This is a genomic window from Paraburkholderia tagetis, assembly GCF_022213065.1.
Lineage (GTDB): Bacteria > Pseudomonadota > Gammaproteobacteria > Burkholderiales > Burkholderiaceae > Paraburkholderia > Paraburkholderia tagetis.
Genome location: NZ_JAKLJA010000029.1, coordinates 79,928 through 96,550 on the forward strand (window position 1 = coordinate 79,928; position 16,623 = coordinate 96,550).

A 16,623-nucleotide genomic window follows, 5' to 3' on the forward strand; every position below is an offset into this window, starting at 1 on the left:
CCGTCGCTCAATGCATGTGCATGCCGCCATTGACGGCGAAGTTGGCGCCCGTCGCGAACGCGCCATCGTCCGAGCACAGGTAGGCAATGAGCGAGGCCACCTCCTCGGGGCGGCCCAGCCGGCCTGTGGGAATCTGCGGCAGGATGCGCTTTTCCATGATGTCCTGCGGCACCGCTTGCACCATCGCGGTCGCGAGATAGCCGGGCGAAACCGTGTTCACCGTCACCCCGTGCTTCGCGACTTCAAGCGCGAGCGACATCGTGAAGCCGTGGATGCCGGCCTTGGACGCCGCGTAGTTCGCCTGGCCGAACGCGCCGCGCGAACCGTTCACCGAGCTGATATTGACGACGCGGCCGAAGCGGCGCTCCACCATGCCGGGAAGAAACTGCTTCGTGAGATTGAAGGCGCCGTCGAGATTCGTGTGCATCACTTCGTCCCATTCGCGTTTCGTGAGCTTCATGAAGCTCGCATCGCGCGTGATGCCGGCGTTGTTGATCAATACATCGACGGCGCCGAATTGCGCCAGAACCCTTTGCGCGCATTCCTCGCACGAACCGTAGCTCGCCACATCGACGCCGAACGCGTGGAACGTGCGGCCTGCCTCGCGTTCGCGATCGAGCCAGCGGATCACATGGTCGTTGTGCTCCGAATGCGATACCGCGACGATCAAGCCGGCATCGTGAAGTCTGCGGCTGATTGCGGCACCCAGACCGCCCATCCCGCCGCTCACAAAGGCAACGCGTTCGCTATGCATGGCAATTCCTCCTCGCAAAGTGGCGACCGGCCGCTAATCGGAATCGGCGCGATCGAAAACCAGATGAAGCCAGATCAAGCCAGGCCAACCGAGGCAACTATAGGGACTGCGCCCCGCTGAGCATTGACATGCATCAATTGCAGATTGGCCGTTCGGGCGGCTGCGGAAGATTGACTCAGGTCAATTGAAAATCGGCTTCGGCGCGCAGAGTGAACCGCACGGAACACCGCCTGGGTGTCCGGTCCATCGTGGAGCGCCGATCATGGAGTACCGCAGCATCCTGGTTCATCTGGACGAAAGCCAGCACGCGCTGACCCGCCTCGATGTCGCGCTGCACGTCGCGAAGCGTCACGGCGCGCACGTGAGCGCACTTTTCGCGCCTGCCGTGCCCGAGCACAGCGCGGCCTATGCACTCATCCTGGATGGCGAGTACTGGGCGCAGTGCCAGCGCGAGCACGAAGACCACCGCCGCGCGCTCGAACATCGGTTCTTCTCCCGTCTTGCCGAGGCCAGACTCAAGGGCGCCTGGCGCACGGCTAGCCACGCACAGCACGAGTTGCTGAAGCGCGCGCGCTTCGCCGATCTGATCGTGCTGGGCCAAAGCGACCCCGACGATGTGGACGCGTCGCTAAGCAACCGGCTGCAGGCTCGCGTGGTGCTCAGCGCGGGACGGCCCGTGCTGCTCGTGCCTTATGTCGGCGGATTCCGGACGGTGGGCGAGCGCGTGATGGTCGCGTGGGATGCGGGCCAGTCCGCCGCGCGCGCGCTCCATGACGCGCTGCCCTTCATGCGGCTCGCGCAGCGGACCGAGCTAGTGACCTTTACGCCTGCGCACAAAAACAGCGATCGTGTTCCGGGCGCCGACATCGGCCTCGTCCTCGCGCGCCACGGCCTCGAGATGCAGGTCACGGAGCTGCATCCGCCGCCGACGCTCCAGGTTGGCGACGCCCTGCTCTCGCACGCCAGCCAGACCGGCTGCGATCTGATCGTGATGGGCGCCTACGGCCATGCGCGCTGGAAGGAGCTCTTGCTCGGCGGCGTCACGCAGACCGTGCTCGGCTCGATGTCGGTGCCCGTGTTGATGTCGCATTGAGCGGGCCGTGCCGCCGGCTTGCATCCGAGCTTTCCGATCGCTGCCGAAAAACGCTATGTACTACAAGACCTTGCTCGTTCACCTCGACGACGCGCCGCGATGCGCGGTGCGCCTTGCGCTCGCGCTCGATCTGGCGGGGCGCTTCGACGCGCATCTCGTCGGCCTTTATGTATTTCGACAAGGAAACCCGCCATGCTAGACGTCCCTGGCACGTACGCAGCCTTTGGCCGCACCGACGAAGAAGCGCATGAGTTCTCCGTGCGTTTCGCCCTGCGTCACGCGACGCTCGCACCCTCGAGCCACAACAGCCAGCCGTGGCGCTTCGTGCGCGACGCGGATCGCGTACTGTTGTGCGCAGACCGTCTGCGCGCCTTGCCCGTGGTCGATCCCTACGACCGCGAGCTGATCATCAGCTGCGGCGCGGCGCTCTTCAATCTGCGGGTGGCGCTTGCGAGCCTCGGAATTGGCTACGCGATCACGACCTTCCCGTCGAACGCCGACCCCGATCTGCTTGCCGAAGTGTGTCTGCTGCGCGAGCGCACCACAGGGGCGGAGCTCGCCGCGTTCATGAGTGCGATTTACGAGCGGGTCACGACGCGTCATCCATTTTCGCCGGAGCCCGTCGACGCAACCATCGAGCAGCACCTGAGGGAGGCCGCGCACGCCGAGGGCGTCGAAGTCGCTTGCGTGAGTGCGGCGGGGCCGCGCTATGCGATTGCCGAACTCGTGGCCGAGGCGGACCACCGGCAGTTCGCCGATCCGGGATTCAGGCGGGAACTCGCAAAATGGATCCACCCGCGTCACGCCGACGACGGCATGCCTGCCTATGCGGCCGGCCTCGCCCCCCTTCTCGACTTCACCGCGCCGCTCGTGGCATCGGCGATTCGCACGTTCGACCTGGGCGGCGGCCTCGCGGCCACGCATCGCGACCTCGTAGCGGGCTCGCCGCTGCTGCTGTGTCTGGCGACCGGCGTCGACGACGCGCAGGCGTGGCTCGCAACGGGGCAGGCGCTCGAACGGGTCTTGCTGCTGGCGACCTTGCACGGACTGTGCGCCTCGTACCTGAACCAGCCCATCGAGGTACCGGAGCTGCGCCAGAAGCTCGGCGCCCTGACCGGGCTGCCGCCGGGCTACCATCCGCAGCTTCTGCTGCGCATTGGTCACGGAACCCCCGACGCTGCAACGCCGCGCCGTCCGCTCGGAAAGGTCATGTCGTAAAAGCCCGTAAAAGCCGTTACCTGGCACTACCAAACTCGCGTGCGAACTCAAGCTCCGCATCGCGCAACTGGGTCGCGCAGCGCCGATACATCCAGCCAGGTCCGCCGCGCGTGCCGTACATGCCGCGGCACATCCCCTTCAGACGGATCGTCGTCGTTGCGTCGTCCACCGTGTGGCGCACTGCCCAGAAATACGCCACGCCGAACTCGTGCGGCATGCCTGTCTCGATCGTTTCGTCCGTGATGCGCTCGATCGGCGTCGGCGTATGTGACTGCACGAATGCCCGCGCCCGCTCCCATGCTTGTGCGCATTCGCCAGGCGTCGCGCATTCGACGATCGCCTGCCTGCGCGCCGCCTCCAGGCCGGTTTCCGTCAGAAGAAAGGCCTCGCGGGCGGCGTCGGACGCGCACGCCGCAAGCGTTGCCATCAGCAGGGCCGCGCACAAGGCCCGGCGCGAAATCAATCCACGAATCATCGCTGCTGCTCCTGCGGGAACGGGCTCGCAACTGCGGGCCACCTGGCCCAATGTATGAATCGTAACTTCGCGTCAGATTGATCTGGCTCAAACGAAGCTCCGGGGCTCGGCGCAGGCAACGCATCTGACTCAGATCAATCCCGTAGCGGCGAAGCGCGCTCCAATGAACACCAGACGCGCCCTTGGGGTGCATGGCGAGGAGAGCATCATGAAGCTGACTTTTCTGGGTGCGGCGCAAACGGTCACGGGTTCGCGCTATCTGCTGGAAGCGCAAGGCAAGCGGGTGTTGATCGACTGCGGGCTGTTCCAGGGCACGAAGAACCTGCGGCTGCGCAACTGGGGGCCGTTGCCTTTTCCCGCCGATACGCTCGACGCCGTCATCCTCACGCATGCGCATGTCGACCACTGCGGTTATCTCCCGGTGCTGGCGCGCAATGGCTACCGTGGACCGGTCTATTGCACGCCGGGCACCGCCGACCTGTGCGAGGTCATGCTGCGCGACAGCGCGCGCCTGCAGGAAGAGGACGCCGCTTTCGCAAACCGCCACGGCTTTTCGAAGCATCGTCCGGCCCTGCCGCTCTACACGCTCCAGGATGCCGAAGCGGCGCTGCGCCTCATCGGCCCGCGCGAGTTCGACGCGCCCGTTGCGCTCAGCGAGCGTCTGAGTTTCCGGCTGCTGCCCGCCGGGCACATTCTTGGCGCCGCGAGCGTCGTGCTGTGCAGCGGGCATACGGTGATCGCGTTCTCCGGCGACCTCGGGCGCCCCGACGACCCGCTCATGCGCGCGCCGGTTCCGCCCGTGCATGCCGACTATCTCGTCGTCGAGTCGACCTATGGCGACCGGCTGCATGCTGCCCTCAACCCCGAAGACGAACTGGCCGACATGTTCGCGCGCACCTTCGCGCGCGGCGGCATCGTGGTGATGCCCTGCTTCGCGGTGGGACGCGCGCAGGAAGTGCTTTACTACATTGCGCGCCTCAAGGAGACGGGGCGCATGGCCAATGTTCCGGTCTATCTCGACAGCCCGATGGCAATCAGCGTCACGGATCTCTACCGCCACCACATGCGCGAGCACCGGCTGACCATCTCGCAACTGCACGCCATCGACCACGCGGCATTCATGACGCGCAGCGTCGACGACTCGAAGGCTATCGCTTCGCGCAACGGGCCGATGGTCATCATCGCGGGCAGCGGCATGGCCACGGGCGGGCGCGTGCTGCATCACCTGAACCTCTACGCGAGCGACCCGCGCAACACGATCGCGCTCGTGGGCTACCAGGCACCCGGCACGCGCGGCGCGGCGCTGGAGGCGCACGCGAGCGCGATCAAGCTGCACGGCGACTATGTGCGGGTGCGCGCCGAGGTGGCCTCCATTTCGTCGCTCTCCGCGCATTCCGACTACCGGGAGACGCTGCGCTGGCTGGCCGGCATGGTCTGCCCGCCCGTGCGGACCTTCGTGACGCACGGCGAGCCCGCCGCCGCCGACGCGCTGCGCCGGCGCATCAGCGAAACGCTGCACTGGAATTGCAGCGTGCCGGAACACCTGGAAACGGTCGAGCTTCCCGAAGAGCCGGTTCGCGACCTTCCGTGCCCGCTCCGCGAGCCGGTGGGCACGCCGGAATCGGCCGCGCAACAGGCTGCTGATCCGCCAACCATCCGCTAGCCATCCGCTAGCCACCAGGTCACCGCCAGGCAACCGCCAGGTCACCACCCGGCTAGCCTCCAGCCAACTACGCGGACTTGCAGGGCCATCGCCAAGCCGGTGCGACGTTTCGCAGCAGGCAAGTTTTTCAAGACGGAGGTTCGCACCGCACATAAAATTGGGACAAGCAACCGATGCGCTATCGGACATCGGGTTCCGGTCCAATGAAATTCCTGATTCACACGCGCATGGCTCACACACGAGAACTGCACCCAGCATTTCGTCACGGGGCATTGCCATGAGCGCAAGTGCTGATTCGCCAGGCGGCGTCGCGCGCGGCGCGGCGCATGCGCTCTTCGCCAGGCTCAGCCAGCCCGCCGTGGCCGCTGTGCTCGCGTTTGTGATCGTTTTTGCGGGCGCTGGCGCGGTCGCGATGTTCGTCGTGCAACAGTGGCAAACCGCTGCCGAGCAGCGTTTTGCCCGCCGCACGGCCGCTTTGCGCGCGAGCGTCGAAGAGGCGCTGATCGCCGACGAAGCGATGCTGCGCGGCGCGCGCGCCATGCTCGACCAGGCTCCCGGCCCCGAGGCGTGGCAGCGCTACGTCTTGGCGATCGGCCTGGACGACTCGCGCTCCGCAGTCGTCGCCCTCGGCTACGTCGGGCAATCGTCCAGCTCGAGCGCGGCTACGCCCGCGCAAGCCGGTGCGCGAACGCTCTGGGCCGGGCTCGGCGCCGCTGCGCCTGGCAGCGCGGTGGCGCTTGCGCAGACCACCGCCGTACAGGCCGCGCTTCGCTACGCCGCCCAAACCGGCAACGCCGGGCTTGCAGCCGCACCGGCCTCGGACGACGCCCCGCCGCACCTGCTGCTCTACCTTCCGGTCCACGGGACGTCGGCGTCGACGTCGGCGTCGGCGTCGGCGTCGGCGGCTAGCGGCAACGCTGCGCCCGCCGGCTTCGCCGTTGCCTTGCTCGATGCACGCAGGCTGTTCGAGCCGCTTCTCGCCGCCCAGCCGGATCTCGCGTTTGCCGTGCACGCCGGACAGCCGCGTATCGACCTCTACCGCAGCGCCCCCACCGAAGCCGATGAACTCATGCGCGGGTCGCGCTTCGAACACGTCGATGCGCTGTCCTTCGGCGGCGCGACGCTCACGCTCGACGCAAGCATCGACGGCAGCCCGCTCGTCACGGGCGCCGCCACCTGCGCGGCGGCCATCCTGCTCGCGGGCGCGCTCGCCGCCACCCTGTGCGCCTGGCTCGCGCATCGCCTCGCGCGCACGAGCGACGCGCCCGCGCCGGCCGACGCCGACGCGCATCTGAACGAAGCGCGCATGATGGGCATCATCCGCTCGTCGATGGAAGCCATCATCACCGTCGACGAAGCGCAGCGCGTCGTCATCTTCAATCCGGCCGCCGAGTTCGTCTTCGGTCTCTGCGCGATGGAAGCAATCGGCTCGCCGCTCTCGCGCTTCATACCCGAGCGCTTTCGCGCGGCCCACGAGCGGCACGTCGACACGTTCGGCGCCACAGGTGTGACCGAGCGCCAGATGGGCCGCCAGCAGCGCGTGCTCTATGGCCTGCGCGCCAACGGCGAGGAATTTCCGATCGAGGCATCGATTTCGCAGAACCGGGATGCCTCTGGCAAGCTCTACACGGTCATGCTGCGCGACATCACGGAGCGGCTGCGCGCGGAGCACTCGCTCGAGCGCTCGCGCGAAGAGCTGCGCGAACTCTCGGCCAATCTGCAAAACGTGCGCGAGGCGGAAAAGACGCGTATCGCGCGCGAACTTCACGACGATCTGGGCCAGCAGCTCACTGCGCTGAAGATCGATCTCTCCGCACTCGAGCGCCGGCTGGGCGGCACCCTCGACCCGAATGCCGCCCAGCACATCGCGGGCATGAGCAAGCTGATCGATTCGACCGTCAAGGCGGTACGGCGCATCGCGGCCGACCTGCGCCCGGTCATGCTCGACGACCTCGGGCTCGTGCCAGCGATCGAATGGCTCGCGAACGACTTCACGAACCGCTATGGCATCGCGGTCCAGCGGCACCTGCATATGGGCGGCGCGACGTTTTCGAGCGCCGCCGCCTCGACGCTCTTTCGCATCGTCCAGGAAGCGCTCACCAACGTCGCCCGCCATGCCGAAGCCAGCATCGTGGTGCTCACGCTCGAAGTCGATGGCGAGCATTTCGCCTTGCGCATCGTCGACAACGGCCGCGGCGCCGAGCGCGCCCCCGGCGACGGGACGCAGCGCACCGGTCACGACAAGTCGTTCGGCTTGCTGGGCATCCGCGAGCGCGTGCACATGTTCAACGGCACCATCGAGATCGACACGGCTCCCGGAGAAGGCTTTGCCATTGCCGTCACGTTCGGGCTCGACGCCCTCCAGGCGGAAGGGAGCGCCTCATGATCAAGGTAATCCTCGCCGACGACCACGCGCTCATGCGTGAGGGTCTGCGCCGCATCCTCGAGGACGCGCACGATTTCGAAGTCGTTGGCGAAGGCTGCGACGGCGCCACGACGCTTGCGCTCGTGCGCGAGCGCGATGCCAAGGTGTTGGTGCTCGATTTGTCGATGCCGGGGCGCAGCGGCGTGGAACTCATCAAGCAGATCAAGGACGAGAAGCCCGCGCTGCGCATCCTCGTGCTGACCATGCACGCCGAGCAGCAATACGCGGTGCGCGCGTTCAAGGCCGGCGCCTCGGGGTATCTCACGAAAGAAAGCGCCAGCTCCGAACTCGTGAACGCCGTCACAAAGGTGGCCACGGGCGGCGTCTACGTGAGCATGGCCATGGCCGAGCGCTTCGCGCAAAGTCTGAACGAACCCGCCGATACGCTGCCCCACCAGCGGCTCTCCGACCGCGAATTCGAAGTGTTCCGGCGCATCGCCGCTGGCGAGACCATCACCGGAATCGCACAGGCGCTATGCGTGAGCGCCAAGACGGTGAGCACCTACAAGGTGCGCATCCTCGAAAAAATGCAGATGCCGCACGAGGCCGCGCTGATCCGCTATGCCCTGCGCCATAAGCTCCTCGACGATCCCGACGAACCCTGAGCCGCGCCGCGAGCGGCACGCTGTCGCATCGTTGTAGGGATCGCCCTACAACGCTTCCGTCCTGCGTACGACAAGATCCATCGTCGCCGATTTTATTTCGGGATGGCGCCGCCGATACTGGCTACATGAAAGCCGACCTGATCCGCCAGAAGCTGCACGTCTTTCTCGTCGAGGACGCGACACCGGTACGCCGCCGAATCGCCGGAGCGCTCGCCGCCATTCCGGACGTGATCGTGGTCGGAGAGGCCGAGGATACGGCCACCGCCCTGACGGAAATCGCAGCGCGCGGTGCGGATGTCGCCGTAGTCGACCTGAGGCTCACCGCGAGCAGCGGCATCGATCTGATTGCCCAGCTCTCGCGCGAACAGCCCGCGGTCGTCAAGATCGTGCTGACGAACCACTGCGCCGCGCCGTTCAGGGCGGCCTGCGAGAACGCCGGCGCCGACTTCTTCTTCGACAAGACATCCGAATTCGACGCCGCCTGCCACACCATCGAAGCGCTTGTGAAGCAGCGTGCGCCGACTGCACGCTGAACTGGAGACTGTCATGTATGCCGAGCCCGCCTGCGATTGCCCCGTGCCAGCGCCAGCGCCCATGCGCTGGCCGGCGATTGCGCTGCAGCCAGCGGTGCGAGAAGCGGCCCCGCGCCGCCCCGCCTCGCGCTGCTCCACCTGCTCGCTGCGCGCGGTCTGCATGCCGGCGGACCTCACCTCGACCGAGCTTCAGCAACTCGATACCGTGGTTCTCACGACCCGCAACGTGAAGCGCGGCGAGACGCTCTTTCGCGCACACGATGCGTTCCAGAGCCTGTACGCCGTGCGCACCGGCGCGTTCAAGACGGTCGTGATGCATCGCGACGGCCGCGAGCAGGTCACGGGCTTCCAGATTCCCGGCGATCCGCTCGGTCTCGACGGCGTATGTGCCGGCACGCACAACTGCGATGCGATGGCACTCGAGGACAGCACGGTCTGCATCATTCCGTTCGGCCGGTTCGAGGCGCTCTGCCACGAGAACCGCCGCATGCAACGTCATCTCTACCAGTTGATGAGCGGCGAGATCGTGCGCGAATCGAGCCTCGTGATGCTGCTGGGCACGATGACCGCGGAGCAGCGGCTCGCGGCCTTCCTGCTCGATCTCGCCGCGCGCTTTCGCACGCGCGGCTACTCCGGCGCGCAGTTCAATCTGAAGATGAGCCGCGAGGAAATCGGCTGCTTTCTCGGCATAAAGCTCGAAACGGTGAGCCGCATGTTCTCGCGTTTTCACCGCGAAGGCCTGGTCGAACCGAGCGGCAAGCGGGTCCGCATCGTGGATGCCGAGGGTCTCGCGCGCGTGTGATCTGCGATTGTTCCGGCTCGCCGTCAATTCAATGGATGCGGCTCCCCGCCGCGAGCGACGCATGTCCCGAAGGCTGCGGCACGAGCAGCAGCGGCAAGACAATACGTTGCGCGACATCGGCCGCAACGCTCCCAAAGCGCCACCGCCCGCCCTCGTGGCCACCGCGCGTGCCCAGCACCAGCAGGTCGGCGCGCCATTGCAGTGCGGCCTCGACGATCGCATGCGAAGCCGCGTCACCGTCGTGCTGCGCTTCGAGAACAACCGCATCGAAGTCTTCGGGATGCCGCGCCGATGCCGGGTCGCAAGCCAGATAGCCCACCCGGAGCGCCGCACCGGCGACTGCGACGCGTGCGGCCTCCCGAACCGCAACGGCCGATGCAGCGCTCCCGTCGCTCGCGACGAAAATGCGCTGCGGCGGCACCGGGCATCGGCGCACGAACGGCTGCGGCAATACCAGCACGGGACGCTCCGTCGAGCCCGCGAGCGCGACCGGGTTCGATGGCGCACCGATCGCGAGATCCGCCTGCCAGGCGCACATCGCACGCGCAAGCGCGGCTGTCTGCCGCTCGCTCTCGTGCAGTTCGACGATCTCCGGGTCTGCTTCGATTCCGCACCGCACGAGCGTCTCGCAGGCGGCGTCAACGGTTGCGCTCAGGATGAGCCGCCTGAAGGCGCCTTGGGCGGCCCGGGTTCCCGTCTCTTCATCCGAAGGCCCGCCCGCCAATGCGGCAACGCGCACGCGCGCGCCAGCCTGCGCCCAGCCGGCCACGCAGTCGAGCAGCGCAGCCACGTGTTCGCGTCCAGTGATCAGGACAACAATGCGCGAGAACGGTGCGACGACGACTGGCGTGTTCGTTAATTGAGTGGCCGAACGCCTCATTTTTTGACTCCCCGGCGCAAGCGCGCACCGTCTTCAATCTAGAAACATACGGCTTTTCTCGATTGATCTGCCTCAATGCTCGCGCTCGCCCCTGGCTTTAACGCCGCATTTTTGTGCCGCCGTTCGCCCGCTTTGCCACCCGCAGACGCTTGATTTAAATCAAGGGCGATAGGCCGCCCATTCCTAGACTCGAATCAGTTCGTCGCCCGCGTCGGGCTGGGCCGCGATTGCCGTTCCCCTCTCGCCGGAGCACTGCCATGACCTACAAGACCTTGACGGTTCACCTGGATACGAGCGCACGCGCCAACGCGCGACTGTCGCTCGCCCTGAAGCTCGCGCGCACGTATGGCGCGCATCTGGACGGCCTGTTCGCGACCTTTGAGCCGAGCCCGCGCGAGTACTACGTCATGGCCGGCACGGTCGACTACTACGACGCGCACCGCAGGCTGCGGGCGGAGCAGCGCGCCGCGATCGAGCGGCTGTTCCATGCGGAGCTTGCGCGCGCGCAGGTCGAGGGCGTGTGGCTGGCCGCTGAAGACCAACCGATCGCCGCCGTCACGCAGCGCAGCCGGACCTCCGATCTGACCATCGTCGGGCAAACCGATCTGAACGAGCCGGACACCTACGTGGCCGATCATTTCGCCGAGTCGATCGTGCTGGGCGCCGGGGGCCCCGTGCTCGTGATGCCGTACACCGGCTTCTTCGCATCGATCGGCGAGCGCGTGCTGATTGCGTGGAACGGCAGCCGCGAGGCGGCACGCGCGGTTCACGATGCGATTCCCCTCATCACGCGCGCCGCGCACGTCACGATCGCCGCCACCTCGAGCACCTTCACCTCCGCGGCTCCTCAGACGTCGTGCGCGGATCTGGCCGCCATGCTCGCACGCCAGGGCGCGAACGCCGTCGACATTGCCCGCTTCGACCGAAGCGCATCGGAAACCACGGGCGGGGCACTGCTCAGCTACGCAGCAGAGGGCGGTTTCGACCTGCTCGTGATGGGTGCATACGGCCACCCGCGGCTACAGGAAACGGTGCTTGGCGGCGCGACGCGCTCGGTCCTGCTCACGATGACACTGCCCGTGCTCATGTCCCACTAAGCGAGCGTACATGCTCCTTTCCCAAGTCCCCCAATCCCCTGACGAGCCTGGAGGCACGCCATGTTTTCCCGCATTCTCGTTGCACTCGACGGCAGCCAGACCGCTAGCGCGGCGCTCGATGCCGCGATCCAGCTTGCGCGCGATAGTGGCGCGGAGCTGCAACCCCTCTACGTGATCGATATGCCGGTGCTCGCTTACGACGTGCCGGGCTTCGATCCATCGATTGTGCGCGATGCGTATGTCGAAGAGAGCCGAACCGTCAGCACCGATGCCCAGGCGCGGATGACACGCGCCGGTGTGAAAGGCGCCTCGCGCACGGCCGAAGTCGAACTGGGCGTCGAAGACATTGCGCAGTGCATCGAACGCGCCGCCGCCGACTGGCACGCGGATTTGATCGTCATGGGCACGCACGGGCGCCGCGGCGTGCGGCGGCTGGTGCTCGGCAGCGTCGCGGAGCGCGTGCTGCGCAGTGCGTGCCGCCCCGTGCTGCTCGTGCCCGCGCGGGCGGCAGCGCCTGAGGCCAAGGCGTCGGATGACCGCCCGGCAAGCGTGACTGCATGCCGGGGAAGCTCGCAACCTGATCAGGACTCGCGCGTGCCGTGCTGATGAGCATGTCGGCGAGGTTGTGGTTCATGGTTGCCCTCGTTTCAGAGGCAAGAGACTGCGGGGCCGCAATTCGAACCGCGAGCATGGCGATCATTTAGCCGGGTGAAAGAATCACTTGTCGAAACAAAGGTTCACTCCAGTTCGTGAAACTCCTAGACTCTGAAGGTCGGTTGCTGCGACGGGCCGCACCGAATAACAAAGCACGATGGAGGTCGTATTCGTGAAGCCCTTTATCCCCGCCTTCGCAATTGCTGCGGTCATAGTTGCCCCGGTTGCATCGTTTGCCCAATCGAATGCGCCGCTTACCCGTGCGCAGGTTCGCGCCGAAATGGTGCAGCTCGAAAATGTCGGCTATAACCCCTCTCACATCGACGACGCGCACTACCCGGATGACGTTCTTGCTGCACAAGCCAAGGTTGCCGCACAAAAGAACGCGGTCGGCGGCGCCGCGAATGGCTCGTCGGACTCGGGCTCGCCTCTTGCCGTGCGCCCTGCCTACTGACGGCATGAAGCCGGTCTACCTCGGTCAATAGATTCGACCGCTTGGCAAGTCACTGGAATGTTTCCGTGAGCGCGCGATAACCCTGCGTGCTCGGTGGCGGTCTTATCGTGGATGCGCATGCGCTGCGCGCGGTATTCAAGATCGGGCCAATGACGCGCGCATCAAGCGCGCTCCGCGTCCGCCTGCGGCATGGCCGTATCGCGGCCTGGCCACGGCTCGTGCATGGCCTCGTCTTCACCCAGACAGACAAGCCGAACGAAGTGCTTGATGATCCATTCGGCGGGTAAGCGGGACAGTCATCGCCGCTCCTGTTTTCATCGTATCAGCCGAGCGCAGTCGCCAATTTTGCGCGAACGATGCCCTCGTTCTCTCCAATGAACCGATAGATTTCGTCGCCGAAGTCGGTGCCTTCGAAGCCCCGCGAGATGCCCTGACCAATGATATTGGCCGGCAGCAGCATAAAGACCGCTTTCAATTGCTCCTGCGTTGGTGAATTCTCCATCACCATCGAGATCAGTGCGTTGTGAATCCGCTCGAATGCGCTGTCGTCATCGGACCATGCCTCCCAAACTGCTTCGCGTACCGCTTGAAGGCGTTGTTGTTCTTTTCTGTCTTCTGCTTCTTCGCGCATCCGCGTCCTCTCCCTCTGTTTGACTTTGATCGCTGCCGCGGACCCGGTCGGCCGCCGCGCTATTTGTTGGTGCGTCATTCCCGCGAACCAACAAAAGATTTTGACACAGGGCGCCAGGTAAAATCATGTGTTTATCGCCCCACGTGGTCGCATCCCAACGAAACAGAGTTTGACAAAATAACGGCTTGACCCGGTTAGCGCTCTCACCTCCGCGTTCAATTTCCCGCCTCAACTTCCCCGTACGACTATCCGACTTTAGCTCACAGTAATTCGATCTTCCTGATTTCGGTAACAAAGCATTTCGCTGGCGCAACGTCCACGATCCTCGCCCTGAATTTATAATCCACCGCGCGTTCGACGCGGCATTCTTCCGTTCAATGTCAGGCGTCGCATCGAAAACAAAATCCGGAAGAGTGGGGAAATGCAAAAACGTAGACTATCTCTCGCTGTGCTCTTTGCGGGGGTATGCATGAGCTCTACCGCAGCGCATGCTGATCAGTGGGGCATTCAGTTTGCCGGCGGCGTCGCAGACCACAACGTGAAGAAGGCGGACCTTGGTATCGTTTGGGATCCTGGATGGAAATGGTGGGAGATAGGCGGTTATCATTTCACCGTGGTCGGCGAGGGACACGTGAGTTACTGGGACCTCCAGGAAAAACCGGCCTCGCATCCAAACATCTGGGAATTCGGCTTTACGCCGGTGTTTCGCTTCGTGAAGACCTCGGGCTATATCCGCCCTTTCATTGAAGCTGGCGTGGGCTTGCGCCTGCTCTCGCACGTGGATGAGACGCCGGACCGCAGCTTTTCTTCGTCGTTCCAATTCGCGGACATGGTTGGCGTGGGCGCACAATTCGGCGAGCACCAGAACTATCAGGCCGGTTTCCGCTTCCAGCACTTGTCCAATGCCGGACTCAAGCATCCGAATCCCGGCATCAACTTCAGCCAGATCTACGTGCAGTACAACTTCTGAGCGCTAACGCGAGTTCGCTATTCCGTTGCCACGCCGGCCGTTTGAGTCAATGCATCAAACGTGGTAGCCGATGCGAAATCCACCCCAATGCCGGCCGGCAACGAAAATCGGTGCGGACGCGTCCTTCATCAGCGCGAACTCGCCACCCCCCATGTCGCGCCGATAGGTCTGCAACAGGAATCGTTTGACGTTGGTCGCCGCGGCAAGGCCGGTGCGATCGTCGAACAGCCGCCGATTCCGGGCGTATGCCGCATTCCAGACCGGGTCATCGCACTGCGGCTGAGAAAACCGTGCGTTGTGAGTCGGCAAATAGCCGCGTGCGTCGACCGCGACACAGAATGCGATTCGTGGGTCGATCTCCATCAATGGTTCCTGTATGGAGGCCAATACACGATCGGTAAAGCTCGTGAACCGCGTCAAGAATTGTGGGGGATTGGTCCCGGCAATCGGAATATAGACTTCGTCGAACAAATCATCTAGCGAGATCTCCGCTCTGGCAAGAGCGGCCTCGAATTGTTTGCCGATGGTCGTGGCAGTTTGCTGTGCGGCTTCGATGAACCGCGTGTCGGCGGTTTCCAATCCCGTCTCCGCCGTCAACTCAATTAGCGTCTCCGAAACATGCAGTATATTGTTCAGGCGTTCGGTAGCCTGCACGAAATTATCGCTGGAATTTTCGACTCCGCTCGCCATCTCGAGCACCTGCGATTCCAACCCGGCACATTCGGTCTCGATCTCGCACGTGAGCGTCGCAATCCGGCCAGCATCGTCATTGAGCTGAGTGATTGCCTCACCCGTTGTCCTCACAACGTCTCCCAGGCCGCGCGCACTCTCACCTACGCGATTGGCTCTCATTGCGTTGCTCTTGCCTTCAGAAATCAATCGCTCGGTGTGCCCGGTAAGTTGTGCCAATGTGCGTTCGATTTTCACGGTCGCCAGAGAGGTCTTCGTCGCAAGACTCTTTATCTCGGCGGCCACCACCGCAAAGCTCCGGCCGGTTGCTCCCGCGCGTGCCGCCTCGATTGCTGCGTTGATCGCCAGTAACTGAGTCTGTCGTGCGATCTGCGAAATCTCCTCGGATACGCGGCTAACTTCGTCGAGCGCAGTGCGCACCGTAGCAATGCGATTTTCCACGACCCCCACCCCTTCGACCAACTGCTGAATATCGGTCAGTGATGCCGTCAGGGTCTCCCGCGATTGCTCGACACCGGTAGCGGTTTGCGCGGTAACCGTGCGCATCTGTCCGGCAGCCAGGGCGATCCGCTGATTGCCACTCATCGTCATCGAGGCGGACCGGCAGAGCGCCTCGCACAGTTCTGCCTGGCGTCGTGCGCGCTGTGCGACCTTGTCCACGTGTGCGGATACATCGCAGATCTCGACTCCCAGCTCCCCCGCTTTTTCAGCAATGTCGCTAACTACCATTTGCCGGAGATTGTGGCGTCGAAAACTGAAGCGGGTCATTGGCGTCTCCTGTGTAATCTGGCTCTTCAACGCACGCAAGGGGCGCGGTTGGGCTTTGTTGTGTGGGGAAGGATTGGCGACTTGCGTGGAGTACGGGCAGCGTCCATCGCAAGCACCAGAATGTGCAGCGCGATCACCGCCCCGACGACCGACGCTGCCCCGCTGCCCTTGTCGCCTTCATGGCCCTCGTGGTTTGTGTGTCGCCACCCACGGCGCGCGCCACGTTTCTGAACAGCGCTCTGCGTTCACCGCGCCAGCGAATTCTCTCTGCTGCGAAAAATGAGCGGCTGCTCGTCCACCGGCCTGGGCTGCCGCGCAAACTGCACCGTCTGCACGACCTGGCCGTGATGCGCCGACTTTTCACACACCGGATCGGCCGCCGCCGGGTCGCCGGTCAGCATCCAGGCCTGGCAGCGGCACCCGCCATGATCGGTGTGGCGTTCGTCGCAGTCGCGGCATGGCTCGCGCATCCAGCCATCGCCGCGAAAGGCATTGAATGCCTCACTCTCGTACCAGATCTGGCGCAGCGGCATGTCGCGCACGTTCGGCAACACCAGTCCCGGCAGCGAGCGCGCCGCGTGACACGGCAGCGCCGCGCCGTCCGGCGCCACGCCAAGAAACACCGAGCCCCAGCCATTCATGCAGGCTTTGGGACGCCGCTCGAAGTAATCGGGCACAACGAACAGGATCTTGCAGCGCCCGCCAATGCGCTCGCGATAGCGATTGACCGTCGCCTCCGCCTCGGCAAGCTGCTCGGCCGTCGGCATCAACTGGTCGCGGTTGAGCATGGCCCAGCCGTAGTACTGCGTGTTGGCAAGCTCGAGGTAGTCGGCGCCGAGCTCGAGTGCCATCTCGATGATCTGCGCCACATGCGGCAGGTTGTAACGATGCAGGACGCAGTTGAGCACCAT

At 64.8% G+C, this 16,623-nt stretch carries 18 protein-coding genes and 1 pseudogene; 13 read left to right on the forward strand and 6 right to left on the reverse strand.

Annotated elements, in window-relative coordinates:
• Positions 1–7: 7 nt before the first annotated feature.
• Positions 8–754: a beta-ketoacyl-ACP reductase gene (locus L5014_RS27055; RefSeq protein ID WP_238466865.1), complete on the reverse strand. Its 747-nt coding sequence runs from the start codon at positions 752–754 to the stop codon at positions 8–10.
• A gap of 262 nt (positions 755–1,016) precedes the next feature.
• Between L5014_RS27055 and L5014_RS27060 the strand changes: the two genes are divergently transcribed.
• The 3 genes and pseudogenes from L5014_RS27060 to L5014_RS27070 all read left to right on the forward strand — a co-directional run bounded on the left by L5014_RS27060 (position 1,017) and on the right by L5014_RS27070 (position 3,065).
• Positions 1,017–1,847, forward strand: coding sequence for a universal stress protein (locus L5014_RS27060; protein WP_238466866.1), 831 nt, complete (start codon positions 1,017–1,019; stop codon positions 1,845–1,847).
• A gap of 55 nt (positions 1,848–1,902) precedes the next feature.
• Positions 1,903–2,028, forward strand: a pseudogene (locus L5014_RS27065) (universal stress protein); the annotation flags it as partial.
• 11 nt (positions 2,029–2,039) lie between these two features.
• Positions 2,040–3,065 carry an Acg family FMN-binding oxidoreductase gene (locus tag L5014_RS27070; protein WP_238466867.1) on the forward strand — a complete coding sequence of 342 codons (1,026 nt, stop codon included), beginning with the start codon at positions 2,040–2,042 and terminating at the stop codon, positions 3,063–3,065.
• A 16-nt stretch (positions 3,066–3,081) separates the two neighbouring features.
• Here L5014_RS27070 and L5014_RS27075 read toward each other — a convergent pair whose 3' ends face one another.
• Positions 3,082–3,540 (reverse strand): hypothetical protein, encoded by a 459-nt coding sequence (locus L5014_RS27075; protein ID WP_238466868.1) that lies wholly within the window; start codon positions 3,538–3,540, stop codon positions 3,082–3,084.
• Positions 3,541–3,748: 208 nt separating this feature from the next.
• On the opposite strand from L5014_RS27075, the gene L5014_RS27080 reads away from it, so the two are divergent.
• From L5014_RS27080 to L5014_RS27100, 5 genes are all read left to right on the forward strand, one after another.
• On the forward strand, positions 3,749–5,203 hold the full coding sequence (locus L5014_RS27080) for an MBL fold metallo-hydrolase RNA specificity domain-containing protein (RefSeq protein WP_238466869.1): 1,455 nt from the start codon (positions 3,749–3,751) through the stop codon (positions 5,201–5,203).
• Positions 5,204–5,480: 277 nt separating this feature from the next.
• Positions 5,481–7,589: a PAS domain-containing sensor histidine kinase gene (locus tag L5014_RS27085; protein WP_238466870.1), complete on the forward strand. Its 2,109-nt coding sequence runs from the start codon at positions 5,481–5,483 to the stop codon at positions 7,587–7,589.
• Positions 7,586–8,233, forward strand: a complete 648-nt coding sequence (locus tag L5014_RS27090; protein WP_238466871.1) for a response regulator — start codon at positions 7,586–7,588, stop codon at positions 8,231–8,233. Before L5014_RS27085 ends, L5014_RS27090 begins: the two co-directional genes overlap by 4 nt.
• Positions 8,234–8,358: 125 nt before the next feature.
• Entirely contained in the window at positions 8,359–8,766 is a 408-nt protein-coding gene (locus tag L5014_RS27095) for a response regulator (RefSeq protein ID WP_238466872.1), read from the forward strand.
• Between the two features lie 13 nt (positions 8,767–8,779).
• Positions 8,780–9,568 carry a helix-turn-helix domain-containing protein gene (locus tag L5014_RS27100; protein WP_420800145.1) on the forward strand — a complete coding sequence of 263 codons (789 nt, stop codon included), beginning with the start codon at positions 8,780–8,782 and terminating at the stop codon, positions 9,566–9,568.
• 28 nt (positions 9,569–9,596) lie between these two features.
• On the opposite strand, the gene L5014_RS27105 is transcribed toward L5014_RS27100, so the two are convergent.
• Positions 9,597–10,448, reverse strand: a complete 852-nt coding sequence (locus L5014_RS27105) for a universal stress protein (RefSeq protein ID WP_238466873.1) — start codon at positions 10,446–10,448, stop codon at positions 9,597–9,599.
• 257 nt (positions 10,449–10,705) lie between these two features.
• Here L5014_RS27105 and L5014_RS27110 point away from each other — a divergent pair, with 257 nt between their 5' ends.
• The 4 genes from L5014_RS27110 (at position 10,706) to L5014_RS27125 (ending at position 12,940) form a co-directional block, all read left to right on the forward strand.
• The gene (locus tag L5014_RS27110) at positions 10,706–11,545 is read left to right on the forward strand and encodes a universal stress protein (protein ID WP_238466874.1); all 840 of its coding nucleotides are present in this window, start codon (positions 10,706–10,708) and stop codon (positions 11,543–11,545) included.
• Between the two features lie 60 nt (positions 11,546–11,605).
• On the forward strand, positions 11,606–12,151 hold the full coding sequence (locus L5014_RS27115) for a universal stress protein (protein WP_238466875.1): 546 nt from the start codon (positions 11,606–11,608) through the stop codon (positions 12,149–12,151).
• Positions 12,152–12,371: 220 nt separating this feature from the next.
• A complete protein-coding gene (locus L5014_RS27120; protein ID WP_420800147.1) occupies positions 12,372–12,653 on the forward strand; it encodes a DUF4148 domain-containing protein in 282 nt (93 codons plus the stop codon).
• A 107-nt stretch (positions 12,654–12,760) separates the two neighbouring features.
• Entirely contained in the window at positions 12,761–12,940 is a 180-nt protein-coding gene (locus tag L5014_RS27125; RefSeq protein WP_238466877.1) for a hypothetical protein, read from the forward strand.
• Positions 12,941–12,975: 35 nt separating this feature from the next.
• Here L5014_RS27125 and L5014_RS27130 read toward each other — a convergent pair whose 3' ends face one another.
• A complete protein-coding gene (locus L5014_RS27130; RefSeq protein ID WP_238466878.1) occupies positions 12,976–13,284 on the reverse strand; it encodes a hypothetical protein in 309 nt (102 codons plus the stop codon).
• 421 nt (positions 13,285–13,705) lie between these two features.
• Here L5014_RS27130 and L5014_RS27135 point away from each other — a divergent pair, with 421 nt between their 5' ends.
• Positions 13,706–14,254 (forward strand): acyloxyacyl hydrolase, encoded by a 549-nt coding sequence (locus L5014_RS27135; RefSeq protein ID WP_238466879.1) that lies wholly within the window; start codon positions 13,706–13,708, stop codon positions 14,252–14,254.
• A 54-nt stretch (positions 14,255–14,308) separates the two neighbouring features.
• Here the strand turns inward: L5014_RS27135 and L5014_RS27140 are convergent, their stop codons facing one another.
• Complete coding sequence (locus tag L5014_RS27140; RefSeq protein ID WP_238466880.1) at positions 14,309–15,712, reverse strand: methyl-accepting chemotaxis protein; 1,404 nt, start codon at positions 15,710–15,712, stop codon at positions 14,309–14,311.
• Positions 15,713–15,957: 245 nt separating this feature from the next.
• The coding region (locus L5014_RS27145) for an SPASM domain-containing protein (protein ID WP_238466881.1) at positions 15,958–16,623 on the reverse strand (666 nt) is incomplete at its 5' end.